The organism is Streptomyces sp. NPDC047002 (genome assembly GCF_040704505.1).
Lineage (GTDB): Bacteria > Actinomycetota > Actinomycetes > Streptomycetales > Streptomycetaceae > Streptomyces.
The window spans coordinates 42,930-63,493 of the sequence record NZ_JBEYWC010000029.1 but is presented as its reverse complement, the minus strand read 5'-3'; the positions used below and the strand labels follow the sequence as shown (position 1 = coordinate 63,493).

Genomic DNA, 20,564 nt, shown 5'->3' with positions numbered 1-20,564 from the left:
GGACCGAGGCTCCCTTCCACCGTAAGCCCGCCGCCGCGGCACGGGCGAGGCCGCGCGTGCCGGGCTCCGCAGCCGCGGTTCGCCCGCCCGGCGGTACAGCGCGTGCCGGGCCCTGGCGCCCCGGGGCAAGGTGGCATCACCCGCACCACACGCGACCACCCGCGCCCACCCGGACCAGACGCACAGGCGGACAGGCGCACAGGCATACAGACGCAGAGACGAGGACGGCTCATGCACGTGACCCCGATCAGGCGCGTGGCAGGCGCCGCCTGCGCGGCGCTCCTCACGGCCGGGCTCGCCGGCTGCTCCAGCCTCGGCAGGACCGCCGTGGGGCCCGTCGACCACACCACGAGCAAGGGCCGCGTCGTGCAGGTCAGCAGCCCCGCCGTCACCGGGTGCCACCGCTTCGGCCCCACCGGGGCGCGCGCGGTGCACAACGGTTCGCTCGTCGACCTGGTCGCCTACCCCTCGCCCGACTGCGCGGGCGCCCACCCGGTGTACATCGCGACCACGCTGACGAACACCATCTCCCCGCACAACCCGCCCTGGCGCAGCTACCGCTTCGTCCACTGATCCGGCGCCCGTTTTCCCCGCCGGGGCCGCTTCGGCCCGCGCCCACCGGGTACCCCGTGGGTGAGCGCCGGAGGAGGTGGGTCAGCGATGCGTACGGGAAGCGAGCCGGTCACCGCGCGCAGTGCGCTGCGCATGCGGTTCTGGCTGAGTCTGTGGGGGCTGCTGTGGTGCGGTGGCGCCGCCGCCGTGCTGGCGCTGCTCTCCGCGCCGGTCCTCGCCGGCATCTGCGCGGCGCTCGCGCTGATCGCGCTGGTCGACCTCGGGGTGATCGTCCACCGGATGCGGCAGGGGCCGCACTTCCAGCCGGGCCGCGACGTGCCGCCGTACGAGCCGGTGCGGGAGCCGCGGCGGCGGGACGGCGGCCGCGGGTACGGAAGGCACCTGCGCCACCACCCCTGACCCGGCGGTACCCGGGCCACCGCCCCTGACCCCGGCCGCACCTGCGCCGGCGCCTCCGGCCAAAGCGGCACGCGCCGGTCAGGCCGCTTCTGCGGCCCGCCGCTCCAGGTCGTGCCAGACCTCGCGCACCCGGGCCTGGAGCGCCTCGCGCGGCCCGTCGTTGTCGATGACCACGTCCGCGGCGGCGCGCCGCTGCTCGCGGGTGGCCTGCGCGGCCATCCGGCCCCTGGCGTCCTCCTCGGCCATGCCGCGGAGGCGTACGAGCCGGTCGAGCTGGGTGCCGGGCGACGCGTCGACGACCACGACCACGTCGAAGTGGCTCATCATGCCGCCCTCCACCAGCAGCGGCACGTCCTGTACGACGATCGCGCCGTCGCCCGCCGCGCGCTCCAGCGCGGCGGAGCGCTCACGCACGAGCGGGTGGACGATCGCGTTGAGCGCCTCCCTGCGGGCCTGGTCGGCGAAGACGATCCGGCCGAGCGCGGGCCGGTCGAGGGTGCCTTCGGCGGTGAGCACGCCGGTGCCGAACTCCGCGACCACCGCGTCCAGCCCCGGCGTGCCGGGCTCCACCACCTCGCGTGCGATGCGGTCGGCGTCGATGAGGACCGCGCCGTAGGACGCGAGAAGCCGCGCCACCTCGCTCTTGCCCGCCCCGATACCGCCCGTGAGCCCCACTCTCAGCATGGGGCCCAGCCTATGCGGCGGTCGCGGTGCGGTCAGGCGCCGCCCTCGCCCTCGCGCTCCGCGAGGAACTTCTCGAACTCCAGGCCGATCTCGTCGGCCGAGGGGATCTCGGCGGGCTCGGCCACCAGGCTGCCGCGGGTCTCGGCGCCGATGATCGCGTCGTACTGGTGCTCAAGGCCCTGGACCATCGTGACCAGGTCCTCGTCGCCCTCGCCGAGCTGCCGCTCGATCTCCGTCTGGGTGCGCTGCGCCTCGGTGCGCAGGGCGTGCGCCACGGCGGGCAGCACCAGTCCTGTGGCCGCCGTGATCGTCTCCAGCGCGGTGAGCGCCGCGTCCGGGTACGACGAGCGTGCGACGTAGTGCGGCACATGGGCGGCGACGCCGAGCACGTCGTGTCCCGCCTCCATCAGGCGCAGTTCGACGAGCGATTCGGCGCTGCCGGGGATCTGCGCCTCGTCGAAGGGGCTCTGGTGGCCCGGCGTGAGGTCCGTGCGGTTGCCGTGCGGGGTGATGCCGACGGGGCGGGTGTGCGGGACCCCCATCGGAATGCCGTGGAAGTTGACCGCCAGGCGTACGCCTAGGCGCTCGACGAGCTGCTCGACCGCGGCGGCGAAGCGCTCCCACTCCACGTCCGGCTCGGGTCCTGAGAGCAGCAGGAACGGGGCCCCCGTCGCGTCCTGGACCAGGCGCACGGCGAGCGTCGGCGTCTCGTACGCGGTGAAGCGGTCGCGGCGGAACGTCAGCAGCGGGCGCCTGGCGCGGTAGTCGACCAGCCGGTCGTGGTCGAAGCGGGCGACCTCCTGGTGCGGGAGGGCCTCCAGCAGGTTCTCCACGATCTGGTCGCCGGTCTCGCCCGCGTCGATGTAGCCGTCGAGGTGGTAGAGCATGACAAGCCCCGCGGTCTCCTGCGCCAGCGCCATGTCGACGGCGGCCAGGCCCTTGGTGTCCCACTCGTACAAAGCCTGCGGATCAAGCACGATTACCGCTCCTCCTCCTGCTGTTCCCCCGCAAGAACGCGCCGGGAGGCGCGGGCATTCCCCGGCCCGCGCCTCCCGTCCCGTGCCGGTTCCGCGCTCAGGCGAGGACGCGCTGGTGCAGTGTAGTCACCACCTTGCGCGCCGAGGAGAACGCGCCGTGCTGCCAGGCGTCGGCGTAGGAGAGGTAGTCGCCTGCGAAGTAGACGCGGCCGGCCGGCCGGTCGAGCGGCGCGTACGCGGCGGCGTCCGGGCCGCCCGGCATGCTGTGCCACGCCCCGAGCAGGTGGGGGGTCTGGCGCCAGTGGTGCGAGAAGGCCGTGGCCAGCTCGGTGCGGTAGATGTCGCCGTGGATCTTCACGCCCTGGGCGACGGCGCGCCGCTGCCGCTCCGCCGGGGTCAGCGCGCCGTAGGAGTCGGCGTTCGCGCCGGTGTTGTAGTAGCCGATGATCACACCGCGGCTGCCGTGGTAGCCGTACGACGGGTACCAGATGTGGCTGAGGTCCATGTCCGTCTCGGTGATGCCGCCGTAGATGCGCAGCTTCTCCTCCCACCAGCGGCTGCGGTACTCCAGGCCGATCTTGCCCGCGGAGACCGGGGTGACGGCCTCCAGGGCGCTCTGCACGGCGCCACCGAGGTTGTGCGGGGTGGCAGCGAGGATGTGCGGGGGCAGCGCGGCGATGCAGTAGTCGGCGTGCACGGCGTGCTCGCGCCCCTGGCTCCGGTAGGTGACGGTGACGCCGTGCGCGGTGTCGGTGATGCCGCTGACGACGGCGCCGGTACGGATGCGGTGGGCGCCGACGGCTCTGGTGAGGGCCTTCGGTATCTGGTCCATGCCCCCGACCGGCTGGAACATCATCATCGCCATGTCGTAGTCGAACTCGAAGGAGAAGTACCGGCCAACGCCGTCCGACAGCACGTCGGACAGGGACGGCACGCCGCCGAGGACGCGGCCAGGCGTGCCCGCGGCGCCCGGGTCGGCTGCGTAGCCGCGGCGGGCGCTGCCGGTGTAGGTGAGCGAGTCGCCGATGTCGCCGAAGTCCTTCAGCCACCCCAGGAGTCTCTCCTGGTCGTCCGCGGTGACTGCGCCGTCGAGCGCGCCCTTGTCCGTGGCCTTCGCGAGGAGTTCCGCGACGTAGCCGTACAGGTCGGCCTTGGCGGTCCTGTACCGCACGGGGGCGGTCATGCCCGCCTTCTCGTCGAAGAGGTAGGCGTTGGCGTTCTGGTTGGTGAACGCCTCGATGGGGACGCCCAGTTCGCGGCAGTAGTCGAGGGTGAGCATCCACTGCGCGAGGCGGGCGGGGCCGGCGTTCATGTACTGGCCGTCGCTGAAGTGCGCCTGCTGGCGGTTGCCCGCGGTGTCGGTGGTGGTGTCGCCGCCGCGCACCGTGAAGTTCCGGCCGCCGGTACGGTCGCGGGCTTCGAGGACCGTGCAGTCGTAGCCCGCTTTGCCCAGTTCGTAGGCGGAGGCGAGGCCCGCGATGCCGCCGCCCACGATGACGACCTTGGCGGCAGCCCTGCCGCCGAGGGTGAAGTCGCCGGTGCGCGGGGCGCGGTAGCCCGCCTCGCGCTGTGCGGCCTGGGCGGCGGTGGGGGCGAGTCCCATGGCGCCCATGGTCGCGAGCATGGCGCCCGCGCCTCCGGTGATCCCTACCGTGCGCAGGAATCCCCGCCGGCTCGTGCCCGTGGAGTTGGTGGTGGGTGTCTGACGCATGTCCCGGACCCCTTCCTGACCGTCTTCCGGTCATTCGGTCGCCGGGAGCATGCCAATGGCGTGTTTCGGGCCGTGGGTCGCGGCTGGTCCCCCGTGTTGCCCTCCCCTCACGACTGTTACGGGACCCGACACGCGGCGCGGGGGCCGGGGCGCGCGAAAGGCCCGCTCCCCCGAGGGGAAACGGGCCTTCCTCACGTCACCTGCGTCAGCGCGCGGACGGGTGCGACGTCAGCGCACGGGCGTCAGCTCTGGCCGCCGGCCAGCTTCTCGCGCAGCGCGGCCAGCGCCTCGTCCGACGCCAGGGCGCCGGAGTTGTCGCCGGAGTCCGAGGAGTACGAGCCGCCGGAGGACGCCGGGGCGCCGCCCTGGCTCGCGGCCGGAGCCGCCGCGCCCTCGGCCGCAGCCGCCTCGTCCGCCTCGCGGGACTTGATGACCTGCGCCTGGTGCTGCTCGAAGCGCTGCTGCGCCTCGGCGTACTGCGTCTCCCAGGCCTCGCGCTGGGTCTCGTAGCCCTCGAGCCAGTCGTTGGTCTCGGGGTCGAAGCCCTCGGGGTAGATGTAGTTGCCCTGGTCGTCGTAGGACGCCGCCATGCCGTACAGGGTCGGGTCGAACTCGACCGACGCCGGGTCGGTGCCGAAGGACTCGTTGGCCTGCTTCAGCGAGAGGCTGATGCGGCGGCGCTCCAGGTCGATGTCGATGACCTTGACGAAGATCTCGTCGTTGACCTGGACGACCTGCTCCGGGATCTCCACGTGGCGCTCGGCCAGCTCGGAGATGTGGACCAGGCCCTCGATGCCCTCGTCCACGCGGACGAACGCGCCGAACGGAACCAGCTTGGTGACCTTGCCGGGGACGACCTGGCCGATCTGGTGCGTGCGGGCGAACTGCTGCCACGGGTCTTCCTGGGTCGCCTTCAGCGACAGGGAGACGCGCTCGCGGTCCATGTCGACGTCCAGGACCTCGACCGTGACCTCCTGGCCGACCTCGACGACCTCGGACGGGTGGTCGATGTGCTTCCAGGACAGCTCCGAGACGTGCACGAGGCCGTCGACGCCGCCGAGGTCCACGAACGCACCGAAGTTGACGATGGAGGAGACGACGCCCGAGCGCACCTGGCCCTTCTGGAGGGTGGTGAGGAAGGTCTGGCGGACCTCGCTCTGCGTCTGCTCCAGCCAGGCACGGCGGGACAGGACCACGTTGTTGCGGTTCTTGTCCAGCTCGATGATCTTGGCCTCGAGCTCCTTGCCCACGTAGGGCTGGAGGTCGCGGACGCGGCGCATCTCGACGAGGGAGGCCGGCAGGAAGCCACGGAGGCCGATGTCGAGGATGAGACCACCCTTGACGACCTCGATGACCGTACCGGTGACGATGCCGTCCTCTTCCTTGATCTTCTCGATCGTGCCCCAGGCGCGCTCGTACTGGGCGCGCTTCTTGGACAGGATGAGACGGCCTTCCTTGTCCTCCTTCTGGAGAACCAGGGCCTCGATCTCATCGCCCACGGCGACGACCTCGTTGGGGTCGACGTCGTGCTTGATCGAAAGCTCGCGGGAGGGGATGACACCCTCGGTCTTGTAACCGATGTCGAGCAGGACCTCGTCCCGGTCGACCTTCACGATGACGCCGTCGACGATGTCGCCGTCGTTGAAGTACTTGATCGTCTCGTCGATCGCGGCGAGGAAGGCGTCCTCATTACCGATGTCGTTGACCGCAACCTGCGGGGTGGTGGCGGTGGTCTCGGTGCTGCTCGTCATGTGGGAAAGGGCTCCGGTACGGACATTGGATCGTAGGTACTGCTACGCCGAGAGCCCGATATCGCCTCAGTGGAACCAGGCCAGCCCGGGAAGCGCCGACCCGGGAACCGGGCAAGCGCCTCGACGAACCGAGGAGACTCCAAAGATGCGAGCGCGGCTGCTACGTCTGAGGCGCGCAAGCCCGCAGCGCAACCTTTAGCATACGGGGGCGGCCAGGCATGGTCAATGCGCGAAGGCGCCCACCGGGGGCGGAACGCCGCATACCGGAAAGCGGCACGTCGTACGCGGTCCCCGGGCGGCCCGGCCGGACACCGGCCGCGGAGCCGGGTGCTCCGCAGGACCCTCGCCCCGCGCCGCACACGGCGCACTGCCAGACTCGGCACGGCGGCGGACCTCGTCCCGGAACCGGGAATATTTTACGACGCCGACCGGGCCCGAGACCATCCCCACCACCCCTTCCCCTTCCCCTCCGTATCTTCGTCCGCATCCGCATCTTCGTCCGCGTCCGCGGACCGCGGACGCCTCCGCACTTCCACCACGAGACACCACGACGGGCACGATGAACCAAGAGCACGGCGCACACCGGCACGGCACCCCTGTCCCCGCAGTCCCTCCTGTCCCCGCCGGCCCCGCTCCCTGGAGCGGGGCCGCGGCCAACGCGGAGCCTCCGGAGCCCGAGGCGGCACGCCGCCCGTCCGGCGCCGCGGAGAGCGCGCGGGCCAACCGCGGATGGTGGGACAGGAACGCCGACGAGTACCAGGTCGAGCACGGCACGTTCCTCGGCGACGACCGCTTCGTCTGGTGCCCCGAGGGGCTCGACGAGATGGAGGCGGAGCTGCTCGGCCCGCTGGAGTCGCTGCGCGGGCTCGATGTCCTGGAGATCGGCGCGGGCGCCGCCCAGTGCTCGCGGTGGCTCGCCGCGCAGGGCGCGCGGCCTGTCGCCCTCGACCTCTCGCACCGCCAGCTCCAGCACGCCCGCAGGATCGACGACGAGCGCGCGGACTCGGTGGCGCTCGTGCAGGCGGACGCGGGGGTGCTGCCCTTCCGCGACGGCGCCTTCGACCTGGCGTGCTCGGCGTACGGGGCGATCCCGTTCGTCGCCGACCAGGTGGGGGTGTTCCGCGAGGTGCGCAGGGTGCTGCGGCCCGGCGGGCGCTGGGTGTTCTCGGTGACGCACCCGGTGCGCTGGGCGTTCCCCGACGAGCCGGGTCCTGAGGGGCTGACGGCGTCGATGTCGTACTTCGACAGGACCCCGTACGTGGAGCAGGACGGGAGCGGCCGCGCGGTCTACGTGGAGCACCACAGGACGCTCGGGGACCGGGTGCGGGACCTGGGGGCCGCCGGGTTCCGGCTGCTCGACCTGGTGGAGCCGGAGTGGCCCGCCTGGAACACGCAGGAGTGGGGCGGCTGGTCGCCGCTGCGCGGCGCGGTGCTGCCCGGCACCGCGATCTTCGTCTGCGTACGGGACTGAGCCGTGCCGCCCGTACGCGAGGAGGCGCTCGCCGCGCTGCCCGTCGCCGCGGCCGTGCCCGAGCTGGCGGCGGCGCTGGACGCGGCGGGCGCCGCGGTGCTGTGCGCGCCGCCCGGCACGGGCAAGACGACGCTCGTGCCGCCGGCGCTCGCCGGGCTGCTGCCGGGCGCGCAGGGGCCGGTGCGGCGGGTGCTCGTGGCGGAGCCGCGGCGCATCGCCGCGCGCGCCGCCGCCCGGCGGATGGCCTGGCTGCTGGGCGAGAGGACCGGCGAGCGCGTCGGGTTCACGGTGCGCGGCGAGCGCGCGGTGGGGCGCTCGACGGTGGTGGAGGTCGTCACCACGGGCGTGCTGCTCCAGCGGCTCCAACGCGACCAGGAGCTCTCCGGCGTGGACGTGGTGGTGCTCGACGAGTGCCACGAGCGGCATCTGGACGCGGACACGGCGGCCGCCTTCCTGCTGGACGTGCGGGCCGCGCTGCGGCCCGAGCTGCGGCTCGTCGCGGCCTCGGCGACGACGGACGCAGCGGGCTGGTCCGCGCTGCTCGGCGACGCGCCGGTGGTCGAGGCGAGCGGGGTCTCGTACCCGGTGGAGGTGGTGTGGGCGCCGCCGGCGCGGCCGGTGCGGCCGCCGCACGGCATGCGGGTCGACCCTGCGCTGCTCGCCCATGTCGCGTCGGTGGTGCGCCGGGCGCTTGCGGAGCGGCCGGAGGGCGACGTGCTGGCCTTCCTGCCCGGTGTGGGCGAGATCGCCCGGGTGGCGGGGCAGCTTGGGGACGTGCGGGCGCTGGGGGCCGAGGTGCTCCAGGTGCACGGCAGGGCGCCGGCCGCCGTGCAGGACGCGGTGCTCGCCGGGCCGTCGGACGGGCGGCGGGTGGTGCTCTCGACGGCCGTCGCCGAGTCGAGCCTGACCGTGCCGGGGGTGCGCACGGTGGTGGACGCGGGCCTCGCCCGCGAGCCGCGCACGGACCACGCGCGGGGGCTCCCGGCGCTGACGACCGTCCGGGTCTCGCAGGCGGGCGCCGCGCAGCGGGCGGGCCGCGCGGGGCGCGAGGCGCCCGGCGCGGTGTACCGGTGCTGGGACCAGGCGGAGCACGGCAGGCTGCCCCGCTTCCCCGCGCCGGAGATCAAGGTGGCCGACCTGACGGCGTTCGCGCTCCAGGCGGCGTGCTGGGGCGACCCCGGCGCCTCGGGCCTCGCGCTGCTCGACCCGCCGCCCGCGGGCTCGCTCGCCGCCGCGCGCGCGGTGCTCGGGGCGATCGGCGCGACCGGGCGGGACGGCAGGGTGACGCCGCGCGGCACACGGCTCGCCGGGCTCGGCGTGCACCCCAGGCTCGCGCGTGCGCTGCTCGACGGCGCCGGGCGGGTGGGCGCGCGGCGCGCGGCCGAGGTGGTGGCGCTGCTGAGCGAGGAGCCGCCCCGCTCGTACGGGGACGACCTCGCGGCGGCCCTGCGCTCGGCGCGGGCCGGCGGCGACGCGTACGGGGCCAGGTGGCGACAGGAGGTGCGGCGGCTCGAAGGCGCCCTGCCGGGCGGAGGGCGCGCCCCGTCGGGACGGGTCGGCGACGACGCCGCGGCCGGTCTGCTCGCCGCGCTCGCCTTCCCCGAGCGGGTGGCGGCGGCGCGGGGCGGCGGCGCGTACCTGATGGTGTCGGGGACCGGGGCTGAGCTGGGCGAGGGGTCGCGGCTGCGCGGCCAGGAGTGGCTCGCGGTCGCGGTGGCCGACCGGCCCGCGTCCGCCGCGGCCGCGCGGGTGCGGCTCGCGGCCGTGATCGAGGAGGACACGGCGCTCGCCGCTGCCGGCGACCTGCGCTCGGCGGGCGAGGAGGTCCGCTGGGAGGACGGCGACGTGGTGGCCAGGCGCGTGGAGCGGCTCGGGGCGGTCGAGCTGTCCGTACGGCCGCTGCGCGACGCGCCCGCCGCACCGGTGCGGGCCGCGCTGCTCGACGGGCTGCGCCGCGAGGGGCTCGGGCTGCTGCGCTGGACGCGGGAGGCCGAACAGCTGCGGGACCGGCTGGCGTTCCTGCGGCGCGCGGTGGGCGGCGGCTGGCCGGACGTGTCGGACGCCGCGCTGCTCGACCGGGCGGACGACTGGCTCGAACCTGAGCTGTCCAGGGCCCGGCGCCGCGCCGACCTGGCGCGGATCGAAGCGGGGCAGGCGCTGCGGCGGCTGCTGCCGTGGGCGAGCGGCGAGGCCGCGCGCCTCGACGAGCTGGCGCCCGAACGGATCGAGGTGCCGAGCGGCTCGCGGATCAGGGTGGCGTACGACGGGGAGCAGCCGGTGCTCGCGGTGAAGCTCCAGGAGGTGTTCGGGCTGCGGGAGACGCCCGTGCTCGCGGGCGTGCCGGTGCTGGTGCACCTGCTCTCGCCCGCCGGCCGTCCGGCCGCGGTCACCGCGGACCTGGCGTCGTTCTGGCGGGACGGCTACCGCGCGGTGCGGGCGGAGCTGCGCGGCCGCTATCCGCGCCACCCGTGGCCGGAGGACCCGTCGACGGCCGAGGCCACGCGGCGGGTGCGGCCGAGGAGCAGCTGAGCGCCGTACGCCCCGCGGACGTCTTCCCGCGGGGCGTACGGCGCTCCCGGGCGGCCTGCGCGGCCCGGGGCGGCTACTTCTTCGCCGAGGCCGAGGCCGAAGCTGATGCCGAGGCTGAGGGGGACGGGGACGCGGAGCCGGACGCCGAGGGCGAGGCGGACGACGACGGGGAGGGCGGGCCCGACGGCGGGTCGGAGGGCGCGACGGCCGCGATGACCTCGACGCCGATCGTGACGGTGCCGCCGCCCTCGGCAGTGAGCACCACCGTGAACCGCCCGGTGTCCTTGCCCGCGGTGAGCACCGGCAGGGTGAGGGTGCCGTCGGCGGCCGTGGTCAGGCCGGACAGCGTCGTGGCCGTCCTGCCCGCCCCGCCCGCGGTCTTGAAGAACGGCCCGCCCTCCTGCACCGGCTTGCCGTCCTTGTCGAGGATCTCCGCGGAGACGGCGACCTTGGCCGCGGCCTCGCCCTTCAGCGTGGCCTTGACGGCGACGGGCTGCTTGAAGTCGCTGCCCGCCACCGCGCTCTGATCGCCGGCCTTGCCGAGGTAGGCGAGGGCGTCGGCGGTGTGCGGGGTGACGGTCGCGGTGAAGTCGACGGCGGGGGCGTCCCCTGCCGTGGCCCGTACGGTGAACGTGCCCGTCTTGTCGCCCGCCTTGACGGCGGGCGCGTTCGCCGTGCCGTCCTTGCCGGTGGTGACGGTGGCCTTGGTGCCGCTCTTGTCGCCGCCCTTGTCGAAGCGGGCATCGGTGCCGCCGGTGATCTCGAAGGTGACGGCGACCCCGGCGACGGGCTTTCCGGCGTCGTCCACGGCGCGCACCTGGGGCTGCTCGGCGAAGAGCGCGCCGGCCACGGCGGTCAGCCGGTCGTCCACGGTCTTGACGAGGGACTTGAACGCCGGTCCCGTGGCGGGCGGCGTCGTGGAGCCGTCGCCGGGGGGTGTGGACGGCTTGCCGGGGTCGCTCGGGGTGGGGGCCCCGGAGGGCGGGGCCGCGGGGTGGCCGGGCTTCGAGGCGGACGGCGTGCCGGAGGGGGTCGGTGGGGGGCTGCTCGACGGGTCGGCCGAGGGCAGCGGGTCGAAGGACTCCGTCGGGGACACGGAGCCCGCGCCGTCCGGGATCTCGTGGGTGCCCTTGAGGTAGTACTCGTACCAGGACAGGACGGTGTCGAGGTACTGCTGCGACTGGTTGTAGCCGAGGATCGCGGCGTTCATGTCGGCCTGGACCGTCATGTCGTGGTTGCTCGCGCAGAGCTTGGCGCCCGCGGCGAGCGCGGCGTCGAAGATGTTGTTGGGGTCCTTGACGCCGTCGTGGTTGCCGTCGCGGCCCCAGGTGCGCCAGGTCGACGGGATGAACTGCATGGGGCCCACGGCCCGGTCGTGCACCGTGTCCTGGTCGTAGAGACCGTGGTCGGTGTCCGTGATGTCCGCGAAGCCGTTCCCGTCGAGGACGGGGCCCAGTATCGGGCTGAGGGTGGTGCCGCCGGCGTCGACCGCGCCGCCGCGCGCCTGGCCCGACTCGACCTTGCCGATCGCGGCGAGCAGCTGCCACGGCAGGCGGCACTGCGGGTTGGTCTCCTTCAGCGCCTGCTCGGCCTGCTTGTACGCGGCGAGGACCGTGGCGGGGATGCCCGACTCCTGCGGGCCGCCCGCCGCCGTACCTCCGGGCTCCGCGGTGGCGCCGGCCGCGGGCGTCGGCGACGCGAGCGGCGGAAGGTCGGTGTAGTAGGGCGAGTTGCCCGTCGCGGTGTCCGGGCCCTGGTCCTGTGCGTCCCCGGCACTGCGCTGTCCGCCGCCGGTGAGCGGCGCGGTGAGCCCGGGGGCCTGCGAGGCGGACAGTGCGGCGATGGCGACCGCGGCGACCGCGGTGCTGGTCGCGCCTCTGCGCAGCCTGCGACCGAAAAGCGCTGCCATGACGAATGACCTCCCCCAGAACGACACTTCGCGCTCCCGCGCCCCGACCCAGGTGACCCTACGACACCACTTGGCGCGGGGACAGCGTCCCCTGACCGCTTTTCACCGGTTCGCCACCTGTGAGTTGCCCGCCGCTTGCCCGGCTCACAGGAAGACGGGCCCCGCGGCGGCAGCGGGGCATGCGAACGGCGGGCGGCGGGCGGCCCTTGCGGGTGCGCCCGCCGCCCGCCGCGCGGCCGGTGGATGGTGGCTCAGTGCGCCGCGGACTCCCAGTCGGCGCCCGAGCCGATGGACACGTCGAGCGGGGCGCGGAGCTGGGCCGCTGCGGGCATCTCGCGGCGCAGCAGCTCCTCGACGCGCGCCCGCTCGCCGGGGGCGATCTCCAGCACGATCTCGTCGTGGACCTGGAGCAGCATCCGGGACCCGAGGCCCTCCTCGGTCAGGGCGCGGTCGACGTTGAGCATCGCGATCTTGACGATGTCCGCGGCGGTGCCCTGGATGGGCGCGTTGAGCGCCATGCGCTCGGCGGTCTCGCGGCGCTGGCGGTTGTCGCTGTTGAGGTCGGGCAGGTAGCGGCGGCGGCCGAGCATGGTCTCGGTGTAGCCCGTGGCGCGCGCCTCGTCGACGACGCGCCGCAGGTAGTCCCGCACGCCGCCGAACCGCTCGAAGTAGTTCTCCATCAGGACGCGCGCCTCGGCCGCCTCGATGCCGAGCTGCCCGGAGAGGCCGAACGCCGAGAGCCCGTAGGCGAGTCCGTACGACATCGCCTTGATCTTGCGCCGCATCTCCGGGTCGACGGCGCCCTTCTCGACGTCGAACACCTGGGAGGCGACCGTGGTGTGCAGGTCCTCGCCCGAGGTGAACGCCTCGATGAGGCCCTCGTCCTCGGAGAGGTGGGCCATCACGCGCAGTTCGATCTGGCTGTAGTCGGCCGTCATCAGCGACTCGTACCCCTCGCCGACGACGAAGCCGCGGCGGATGGCGCGGCCCTCGTCCGTGCGGACGGGGATGTTCTGGAGGTTGGGCTCGGTGGAGGAGAGCCGGCCCGTCGCGGCGACGGTCTGGTTGAACGTGGTGTGGATGCGGCCGTCGGCGGCGATGGTCTTGATCAGACCCTCGACCGTGACGCGCAGCTTGGCCTGCTCCCGGTGGCGCAGCATGATCACCGGCAGCTCCTGCTCGGTCTGCGCGGCGAGCCAGGCGAGGGCGTCGGCGTCGGTGGTGTAGCCCGTCTTGGTCTTCTTCGTCTTCGGCAGGCCGAGCTCGCCGAAGAGGACCTCCTGGAGCTGCTTGGGCGAGCCGAGGTTGAACTCGTGGCCCGCCGCGGCGTGCGCCTCCTTCACGGCCTGCTGCACGGCCCCGGCGAACTGCTCCTCCATGGCCTCCAGATGGGCCCGGTCGGCGGCGATGCCGTGCCGTTCGAGGCGGGCGAGCATGGCGGACGTGGGCAGCTCGATCTCGGTGAGCAGGCCGGCGGCGCCGACCTCGGCGAGCCGCTCGGTGAAGGCGTCCCCGAGGTCGAGGACGGCGCGCGCCTGCGCCATCAGCGCCTCGGCCTCTGCCCGCTCGTCGGTGCCGAACGCGAGCTGCCCGTCGGCCGCGGCCGGCGGGCTCAGCTCGCGGCCCAGGTACTCGACGGCGAGGGAGTCGAGTGCGAAGGAGCGGCGCCCGGGCTTGACGAGGTAGGCGGCGAGCGCGGTGTCCATGCCGACACCCGCGACGCGCCAGCCGTGCTCGGGGGCGACCCGCATCAGGTTCTTGGCGCCGTGCAGGACCTTCGGGCGGTCGGCGTCGCCGAGCCACTCGGCGAAGGCGCGCTCGTCCGCCTCGTCGAGCTGGGTGGTGTCGAACCAGGCGGCGGGCCCCTCCGCGGCGGCGAGTGCGATCTCGCTGATGTTGCCCGTGCCGAGCGCCCAGCTGTCGACCGTGGCGACGCCGAGGGGCTCGGCGCCGTGCTCGGCGAGCCAGGGCCCGAGCTCGCCCGTGGACAGGACGGACCCGTCGAGCTCGACGCCCGCCGCGGGCGCGGGCGGCTCCGCATCGGCCGCGCCGGGGTCGACGGCGAGGAGCCGCTCGCGCAGGCTGGGGTTGCGGATCTCCAGGACTTCGAGCACGCCCGTGAGCGCGGTGCGGTCGTACGGGGCGCGGGCCAGGTCGGCCACGGCCCTCGGCAGCGGCACGTCCTTGACCATCTCGGTGAGGCGGCGGTTGAGCTTCACCGATTCGAGGTGGTCGCGGAAGTTCTGCCCGGCCTTGCCCTTGACCTCCTCGGCGCGCTCGACCAGCTCGGCGAACGAGCCGAACTGGTTGATCCACTTGGCGGCGGTCTTCTCGCCGACGCCGGGGATGCCGGGGAGGTTGTCCGAGGGGTCGCCGCGCAGCGCAGCGAAGTCGGGGTACTGCGCGGGGGTCAGCCCGTACTTCTCGTGGACCTTCTCCGGGGTGTAGCGGGTGAGCTCGGAGACGCCCTTGGTGGGGTAGAGCACCGTGGTGCGGTCGCTGACCAGCTGGAAGGAGTCCCGGTCGCCGGTGACGATCAGGACCTCGAAGCCCTCGGCCTCCGCCTGGGTGACGAGCGTCGCGATGATGTCGTCCGCCTCGAAGCCCTCGACGGCGAAGCGCTCCGCGTGCATCGCGTCGAGCAGCTCCCCGATGAGTTCGACCTGTCCCTTAAACTCGTCAGGGGTCGTGGAGCGGTTCGCCTTGTACTCCGGGAACTCGCCGGAGCGCCAGGTCTTCCGCGACACGTCGAACGCGACGGCGAAGTGCGTCGGTGCTTCGTCGCGCAGCGTGTTCGCCAGCATCGACGCGAAGCCGTAGATGGCGTTGGTCGGCTGCCCCGACGCGGTGGTGAAGTTCTCCGCGGGCAGCGCGAAGAACGCCCGGTACGCCAGGGAGTGCCCGTCCATGAGGAGCAGGCGCGGACGGTCTTGCGGGGTCTTCTTCGATGCTGTCTCAGCCACGCGTCCGATCCTGCCACGCCGCACCGACATTCCCGACCGCCGTCGGCGTGCCCGGGGCGGCGGCCGCCCGGCCCGGGGGCGCGGGCCGCCGGGCACCGCGCGGCTTTTCCGGTGGGCCACGTCACATCGGGGCGCAGGACCCGGCGGCCCGCCCGCATGGGATCATTGAATATTGTAGACAGTTCGCGCTATCCGGCCCTGTCCGGTGCGGGTTCCCCCACCCGGAGCCCGGCAGAGAGTGAGAGCACCATGGTCAGCAAGCCCCCCGCGGAGGACCCTGCCCAGGACGCGCCGCGGATCAGCCCGCCGAAGCACGCCGCCGCCGGCATCCCCGCCGTACGCCACAGCCTCCAGATCGCGCAGCGGCAGATGGGCGCGGCCCGCACCGCACGTACGCTCCTCAAGGTCAACCAGAAGAACGGCTTCGACTGCCCGGGCTGCGCCTGGCCCGAGGGCGAGCACCGGCACATCGCCGAGTTCTGCGAGAACGGCGCCAAGGCCGTCGCCGAGGAGGCGACCGTGCGCCGGGTGACGCCGGAGTTCTTCGCCGCGCACCCGCTCTCCGACCTGGCCACCCGCAGCGGCTACTGGCTGGGGCAGCAGGGCCGCATCACCGAGCCCGTGCTGTTCGAGCGGGGCGAGGACCCGGAGGCGGACGGCCACTACCGGCCGGTCTCCTGGGAGCGCGCCTTCGCGATCATCGCGGAGGAGTTGCGCGCCCTCGCCTCCCCCGACGAGGCCCTCTTCTACACCTCGGGCCGCACCAGCAACGAGACGGCGTTCCTGCTGCAGCTGTTCGCCCGCGAGTTCGGCACGAACAACCTGCCCGACTGCTCCAACATGTGCCACGAGTCGTCGGGTTCCGCGCTCACGGAGACCATCGGCATCGGCAAGGGGAGCGTCTCCCTCGAAGACCTGCACCGCGCGGACCTGATCGTGGTGGCGGGGCAGAACCCGGGCACCAACCACCCGCGGATGCTCTCCGCCCTGGAGAAGGCGAAGGCCGCCGGCGCGAAGATCATCTCCGTCAACCCGCTGCCGGAAGCGGGACTCGAACGGTTCAAGAACCCGCAGACCGCGAAGGGCACCCTCAGGGGCGCCGCCCTCACCGACCTGTTCCTCCAGATCAGGATCGGTGGCGACCAGGCCCTGTTCCGGCTGCTGAACAAACTGGTCCTTGAGACCCCGGGCGCCGTCGACCAGGAGTTCGTGGACGAGCACACCCACGGCTTCGACGACTTCGTGAAGGTCGCGCGCGACGCCGACTGGGACGAGACGCTCGCCGCCACCGGCCTCACCCGCGAGGAGATCGGACAGGCACTCGACCTGGTGCTCGCATCGGAGCGCACCATCGTCTGCTGGGCCATGGGCCTCACCCAGCACAAGCACTCCGTGCCGACCATCAGGGAAGTCGTCAACTTCCTGCTGCTGCGCGGCAACATCGGCCGCCCCGGCGCCGGGGTCTGCCCGGTGCGCGGCCACTCCAACGTGCAGGGCGACCGCACCATGGGCATCTTCGAGCGGCCCGCCGCCGAGTTCCTCGACGCCCTCGACCGCGAGTTCTCCATCACCTCGCCGCGCCACCACGGCTACGACGTCGTACGGGCCATCGAGGCGATGCGCGACGGCGCGGCCAAGGTCTTCTTCGCGATGGGCGGCAACTTCGTCGCGGCCACCCCCGACACCGACGTCACCGAGGCGGCCATGCGCACCACCCGCCTCACCGTGCACGTCTCCACCAAGCTCAACCGCTCCCACGCGGTGACCGGCGCCCGCGCCCTGATCCTGCCGACGCTCGGCCGCACCGACCGCGACGTGCAGGCGGGCGGCCGGCAGGTGGTGACGGTCGAGGACTCCATGGGCATGGTCCACGCGTCCCGCGGCAACCTGCCGCCCGCCTCCCCGCACCTGCTGTCCGAGCCGGCCATCGTCGCCCGGATGGCGCGCGCCGTCCTCGGTGGGGCGTCCCGCACCCCGTGGGAGGAGTTCGAGCGGGACTACGCGGCGATCCGCGACCGCATCGCCCGGGTCGTCCCCGGCTTCGAGGACTTCAACCGGCGGGTCGCCGACCCGAACGGCTTCGCGCTGCCCCACGCGCCGCGCGACGAGCGCCGCTTCCCCACCGCCACCGGCAAGGCCAACTTCACCGCCGCGCCCGTCGAGGTGCCCGAGGTGCCGCCCGGCCGGCTGCTGCTGCAGACCCTGCGCTCCCACGACCAGTACAACACCACGATCTACGGCCTCGACGACCGCTACCGCGGCATCACAGACGGCCGCCGCGTCGTACTGGTCAACCCGGAGGACGCGCGCGAACTCGGCCTCGTGGACGGCGCGTACACCGACCTCGTCAGCGAGTGGAAGGACGGCGTGGACCGCCGCGCCCCGCACTTCCGCGTCGTCCACTACCCGACGGCACGCGGCTGCGCGGCCGCGTACTACCCGGAGACGAACGTGCTGGTCCCGCTGGGCTCCACCGCGGACACCAGCAACACGCCTGCGAGCAAGTCCGTGGTCGTGCGCTTCGAACCCGCGGCACAGGACGCCGGCGGCGCGTCTGGTAAGTAGGGGGAGCCACACACCACGCACAGGATCGGAGCCGGGCCCATGGCCGACACGTACGAGACCGGCGGGACGGACGGGCCGTCCGGCACGCCGGGACCGAAGCTGCCGCAGGACATCGTCGACGAGTACGCGGCGCTCGGCACCGACCTGCCCGCGCTGTTCTCCGCGGGCCACCTCGGCATCCGGATGGGCATCGAGATCACGGAGGCGTCCGCCGACCGTGTCGTCGGCACCATGCCCGTGGAGGGCAACACGCAGCCGTACGGGCTGCTGCACGGCGGCGCCTCCGCGGTGCTCGCCGAGACCCTCGGCTCCGTGGGCGCCATGCTGCACGGCCGCAGCGGCAAGATCGCGGTGGGCGTCGATCTCAACTGCACGCACCACAGGGGACTCTCGTCCGGCACCGTGACCGGCGTCGCGACCCCGGTGCACCGCGGGCGCTCGACCACCACGCACGAGATCGTCATCAGCGACGAGCAGGGACGGCGCGTGTGCACCGCCCGCCTCACCTGCCTCCTGCGGGACGCCCCCGCACCCACGCGGTAGGCGCGGCACGCCCCCGCGGCGCCGGAGCGGATCATCTCCCGCTCCGGCGCCGCCTGTTGTGTCACCGAAGGTGACGGCATACCGTTCCCCCATGGCGAGAACGCCCCACCGGGGCCCGGCCCGCGGCCGGTCAGCCGCAGTGCGGGAAGCGGGCCCGCGGTGACCGGATCCGGGCCCGTTTCCGGCGCAGCGGCGGGCGGAGGACCCGAGCCGGAGCGACCCGTTCCGCACCCGGGCGGCACACCGCACGCCACCGCAGGCCCCACCGCCCCGCGCGATGTCGTCAGCGGCGCCCGCCCCCTGCGCCACCGCAGGGCCGCCACCGCCCTCGGCATCGCCTGCGCACTGCTGCTCGGCGGAATCGCCGCCGCCAACACCCTGCACCGACCAGTGCGTTCCGAGGACGCGCGGGGACCTGGACGGATCCGCTCCGTCGCCTACCGCGGCCTCACCCTCCCCACCGCACCCGGAAAACACACCTTCACACTCCATGTGCGCATCACCGCCGCGCCCGGCCCCTCCGCCACCGTGCAGGACGTGCGCCACCCGTTCACCGGACTCACCACCCGCAGCAGCCCGGCCGCGCCCTTCACCGTGACCGAACGGCACCCGCGCGACGTGGCGTTGACGATCACCGTGCGGGACTGCGCCGCCGTGCCGCTCGATGTCCGACTGCCTTTCCTGGACGTAACACTGCGTTACAGGAACGACATGCAGCACCACACCGAAGTACTGGACCGCGCCTACGCCACCGACATCACCGCCGCGCTGCGCGACCTCTGCCGGGCGACAGCAGCATGATCGACCCAAGCCCCTTAGCGGAACTGGGCGTTCTCAGGATGTGAACACAGAGCCGCCGTACGGAAACACCCGATCTGCCCACACTGTGCCCCCGTCATCTCCTCCTGGTCATAACAAGAAAGTCACAGCATCGGTCCGCTGGGCGCCCGAGGTGTCCCATCTCGCCTAGAGTCACGCCCAGTTACCGCGCCGCCGGGCGCGCCCATTCGAAACCCGGTGCCACCCCGTACGACCCGGCGAGACATCCGGCCACCTCGCCCGAGGCGGCCGGGCCAGGGAGAGGATCTACCGTGCGACAGCGTTCCACACTCATACTCACCGCGGTGCTCACCACCGGAGCACTCACCCTCACCGCCTGCGGGTCGCGCGACAGCAAGGACTCCGGCAGCGGATCCGGCGGCTCCGGCGGCAACACCACCGTCACCATCGGCGTCGACGCGCCCCTCACCGGGCAGAACTCCGCCACCGGCCTCGGCCTCCAGTACGGCGTGCAGATCGCCGCCGACCAGGCCAACGCCAAGAAGACCGTGCCCGGCGTGACCTTCAAGGTCAAGGCGCTCGACGACAAGGCGCTGCCCGCCACCGGCCAGCAGAACGCCACCCAGCTCGTCGCCGACAAGACCGTCATCGCCGCCGTCGGACCGCTCAACTCCGGTGTCGCGACCAACATGCAGCAGGTCTTCTCCAGCGCAGACATGGTCGAGATCTCGCCCGCCAACACGGCGCCCGAGCTCACCCAGGGCAAGAACTGGCAGACCGGCAAGAAGACACGCCCCTTCAAGACGTACTTCCGCACCGCGACCACCGACGCCCTCCAGGGCGGCTTCGCGGCCCAGTACGCCAGCGAGAACCTCAAGAAGAAGAAGGCCTTCGTCGTCGACGACAAGCAGACCTACGGCTCCGGCCTGGCGAAGCTGTTCAAGCAGAACTTCCTCAAGGACGGCGGGAAGGTCGTCGGCGAGGACCACGTCAACACCGGCGACAAGGACTTCTCCACCCTCGTCACCAAGATCAAGAACTCCGGCGCCGACATCCTCTACTACGGCGGCCAGTACGACGAGTCCCAGCTGATCACCAAGCAGCTCAAGGACGTCGGCGCCAAGATCCCGCTCATGGGCGGCGACGGCATGTTCTCCGACACGTACATCAAGACCGCGGGCAAGGAGTCCGAGGGCGACCTCGCCACCTCCGTCGGCGCGCCCCTCGACACCGAGCCCGCCGCCAAGGACTTCATCGCCACCTACAAGGCCAAGAAGTACCCCGGCGACTACAGCACCTACGGCGGCTACTCCTTCGACGCGGCCAGCGCGATCATCAACGCCGTCGGCAAGATCGCCAAGGACGGCAAGCTGCCCTCCGACGCCCGCAAGCAGCTCGTCTCCGCCGTCCAGGCCAGCGACTTCCAGGGCATCGCAGGCCCCGTCAAGTTCGACCAGTACGGCGACACCGCCAACAAGCAGCTGACCGTCTACCAGGTCACCAACGGCAAGTGGAAGGCCGTCAAGAGCGGCACCTTCAACGGCTGACCGGCCCCTCGGGGCACCCGGCACCACGCCGAACACACCACATACAGCCCCACCGTGCGCCCGGTACCGCAGCACAGCGGTACCGGGCGCACCGGAACCCGGCCGCCCGAAGCAGCGGGCAGCGCCGGGCCCCGCCCGCACACACCACACCTGACCCACATG

The 20,564-nt window shown here is 73.1% G+C and carries 14 protein-coding genes; 8 read left to right on the top strand and 6 right to left on the bottom strand.

Features of this window, described 5'->3' with window-relative positions; all coding sequences use genetic code 11:
• Positions 1 to 231 precede the first annotated feature (231 nt).
• The gene (locus AB0910_RS23980; protein ID WP_366746683.1) at positions 232 to 573 is read left to right on the top strand and encodes a hypothetical protein; all 342 of its coding nucleotides are present in this window, start codon (positions 232 to 234) and stop codon (positions 571 to 573) included.
• Positions 574 to 660: 87 nt separating this feature from the next.
• Positions 661 to 972 carry a DUF6343 family protein gene (locus AB0910_RS23975; RefSeq protein ID WP_366746682.1) on the top strand — a complete coding sequence of 104 codons (312 nt, stop codon included), beginning with the start codon at positions 661 to 663 and terminating at the stop codon, positions 970 to 972.
• 78 nt (positions 973 to 1,050) lie between these two features.
• Here AB0910_RS23975 and coaE read toward each other — a convergent pair whose 3' ends face one another.
• From coaE to rpsA, 4 genes are all read right to left on the bottom strand, one after another.
• Positions 1,051 to 1,656, bottom strand: coding sequence for a dephospho-CoA kinase (gene coaE / locus AB0910_RS23970; protein ID WP_366746681.1), 606 nt, complete (start codon positions 1,654 to 1,656; stop codon positions 1,051 to 1,053).
• Between the two features lie 32 nt (positions 1,657 to 1,688).
• Positions 1,689 to 2,633, bottom strand: a complete 945-nt coding sequence (locus AB0910_RS23965; protein WP_366746680.1) for a PAC2 family protein — start codon at positions 2,631 to 2,633, stop codon at positions 1,689 to 1,691.
• A gap of 97 nt (positions 2,634 to 2,730) precedes the next feature.
• Positions 2,731 to 4,257 (bottom strand): flavin monoamine oxidase family protein, encoded by a 1,527-nt coding sequence (locus tag AB0910_RS23960; RefSeq protein WP_366746705.1) that lies wholly within the window; start codon positions 4,255 to 4,257, stop codon positions 2,731 to 2,733.
• A 329-nt stretch (positions 4,258 to 4,586) separates the two neighbouring features.
• Positions 4,587 to 6,095: a 30S ribosomal protein S1 gene (rpsA, locus tag AB0910_RS23955; RefSeq protein ID WP_366746679.1), complete on the bottom strand. Its 1,509-nt coding sequence runs from the start codon at positions 6,093 to 6,095 to the stop codon at positions 4,587 to 4,589.
• Positions 6,096 to 6,654: 559 nt separating this feature from the next.
• Between rpsA and AB0910_RS23950 the strand changes: the two genes are divergently transcribed.
• Positions 6,655 to 7,566: a class I SAM-dependent methyltransferase gene (locus tag AB0910_RS23950; RefSeq protein ID WP_366746678.1), complete on the top strand. Its 912-nt coding sequence runs from the start codon at positions 6,655 to 6,657 to the stop codon at positions 7,564 to 7,566.
• Positions 7,567 to 7,569: 3 nt separating this feature from the next.
• Positions 7,570 to 10,095, top strand: coding sequence for an ATP-dependent helicase HrpB (gene hrpB, locus AB0910_RS23945; protein WP_366746677.1), 2,526 nt, complete (start codon positions 7,570 to 7,572; stop codon positions 10,093 to 10,095).
• 73 nt (positions 10,096 to 10,168) lie between these two features.
• On the opposite strand, the gene AB0910_RS23940 is transcribed toward hrpB, so the two are convergent.
• On the bottom strand, positions 10,169 to 12,004 hold the full coding sequence (locus AB0910_RS23940; protein WP_366746676.1) for a lytic transglycosylase: 1,836 nt from the start codon (positions 12,002 to 12,004) through the stop codon (positions 10,169 to 10,171).
• A gap of 251 nt (positions 12,005 to 12,255) precedes the next feature.
• The gene (gene polA, locus AB0910_RS23935) at positions 12,256 to 14,967 is read right to left on the bottom strand and encodes a DNA polymerase I (RefSeq protein ID WP_366746675.1); all 2,712 of its coding nucleotides are present in this window, start codon (positions 14,965 to 14,967) and stop codon (positions 12,256 to 12,258) included.
• Positions 14,968 to 15,216: 249 nt separating this feature from the next.
• Between polA and AB0910_RS23930 the strand changes: the two genes are divergently transcribed.
• The 4 genes from AB0910_RS23930 (at position 15,217) to AB0910_RS23915 (ending at position 20,402) form a co-directional block, all read left to right on the top strand.
• Positions 15,217 to 17,532, top strand: coding sequence for an FdhF/YdeP family oxidoreductase (locus tag AB0910_RS23930; RefSeq protein ID WP_366746674.1), 2,316 nt, complete (start codon positions 15,217 to 15,219; stop codon positions 17,530 to 17,532).
• Positions 17,533 to 17,571: 39 nt separating this feature from the next.
• Positions 17,572 to 18,075 carry a hotdog fold thioesterase gene (locus tag AB0910_RS23925; protein ID WP_366746673.1) on the top strand — a complete coding sequence of 168 codons (504 nt, stop codon included), beginning with the start codon at positions 17,572 to 17,574 and terminating at the stop codon, positions 18,073 to 18,075.
• Between the two features lie 159 nt (positions 18,076 to 18,234).
• The gene (locus tag AB0910_RS23920; protein WP_366746672.1) at positions 18,235 to 18,876 is read left to right on the top strand and encodes a hypothetical protein; all 642 of its coding nucleotides are present in this window, start codon (positions 18,235 to 18,237) and stop codon (positions 18,874 to 18,876) included.
• Positions 18,877 to 19,166: 290 nt separating this feature from the next.
• On the top strand, positions 19,167 to 20,402 hold the full coding sequence (locus tag AB0910_RS23915; RefSeq protein ID WP_366746671.1) for a branched-chain amino acid ABC transporter substrate-binding protein: 1,236 nt from the start codon (positions 19,167 to 19,169) through the stop codon (positions 20,400 to 20,402).
• Positions 20,403 to 20,564 lie beyond the last annotated feature (162 nt).

What these genes read in the sequence shown, in the direction of transcription:
- AB0910_RS23925 (WP_366746673.1), top strand. Translation starts at nt 17,572, where the DNA reads ATGGCCGACACGTACGAGACCGGCGGGACGGACGGGCCGTCCGGCACG.
- coaE (WP_366746681.1), bottom strand. Translation starts at nt 1,656, where the DNA reads ATGCTGAGAGTGGGGCTCACGGGCGGTATCGGGGCGGGCAAGAGCGAG.
- AB0910_RS23930 (WP_366746674.1), top strand. Translation starts at nt 15,217, where the DNA reads ATGGTCAGCAAGCCCCCCGCGGAGGACCCTGCCCAGGACGCGCCGCGG.
- AB0910_RS23975 (WP_366746682.1), top strand. Translation starts at nt 661, where the DNA reads ATGCGTACGGGAAGCGAGCCGGTCACCGCGCGCAGTGCGCTGCGCATG.
- AB0910_RS23950 (WP_366746678.1), top strand. Translation starts at nt 6,655, where the DNA reads ATGAACCAAGAGCACGGCGCACACCGGCACGGCACCCCTGTCCCCGCA.
- AB0910_RS23940 (WP_366746676.1), bottom strand. Translation starts at nt 12,004, where the DNA reads ATGGCAGCGCTTTTCGGTCGCAGGCTGCGCAGAGGCGCGACCAGCACC.
- AB0910_RS23960 (WP_366746705.1), bottom strand. Translation starts at nt 4,257, where the DNA reads ATGCTCGCGACCATGGGCGCCATGGGACTCGCCCCCACCGCCGCCCAG.
- rpsA (WP_366746679.1), bottom strand. Translation starts at nt 6,095, where the DNA reads ATGACGAGCAGCACCGAGACCACCGCCACCACCCCGCAGGTTGCGGTC.
- AB0910_RS23980 (WP_366746683.1), top strand. Translation starts at nt 232, where the DNA reads ATGCACGTGACCCCGATCAGGCGCGTGGCAGGCGCCGCCTGCGCGGCG.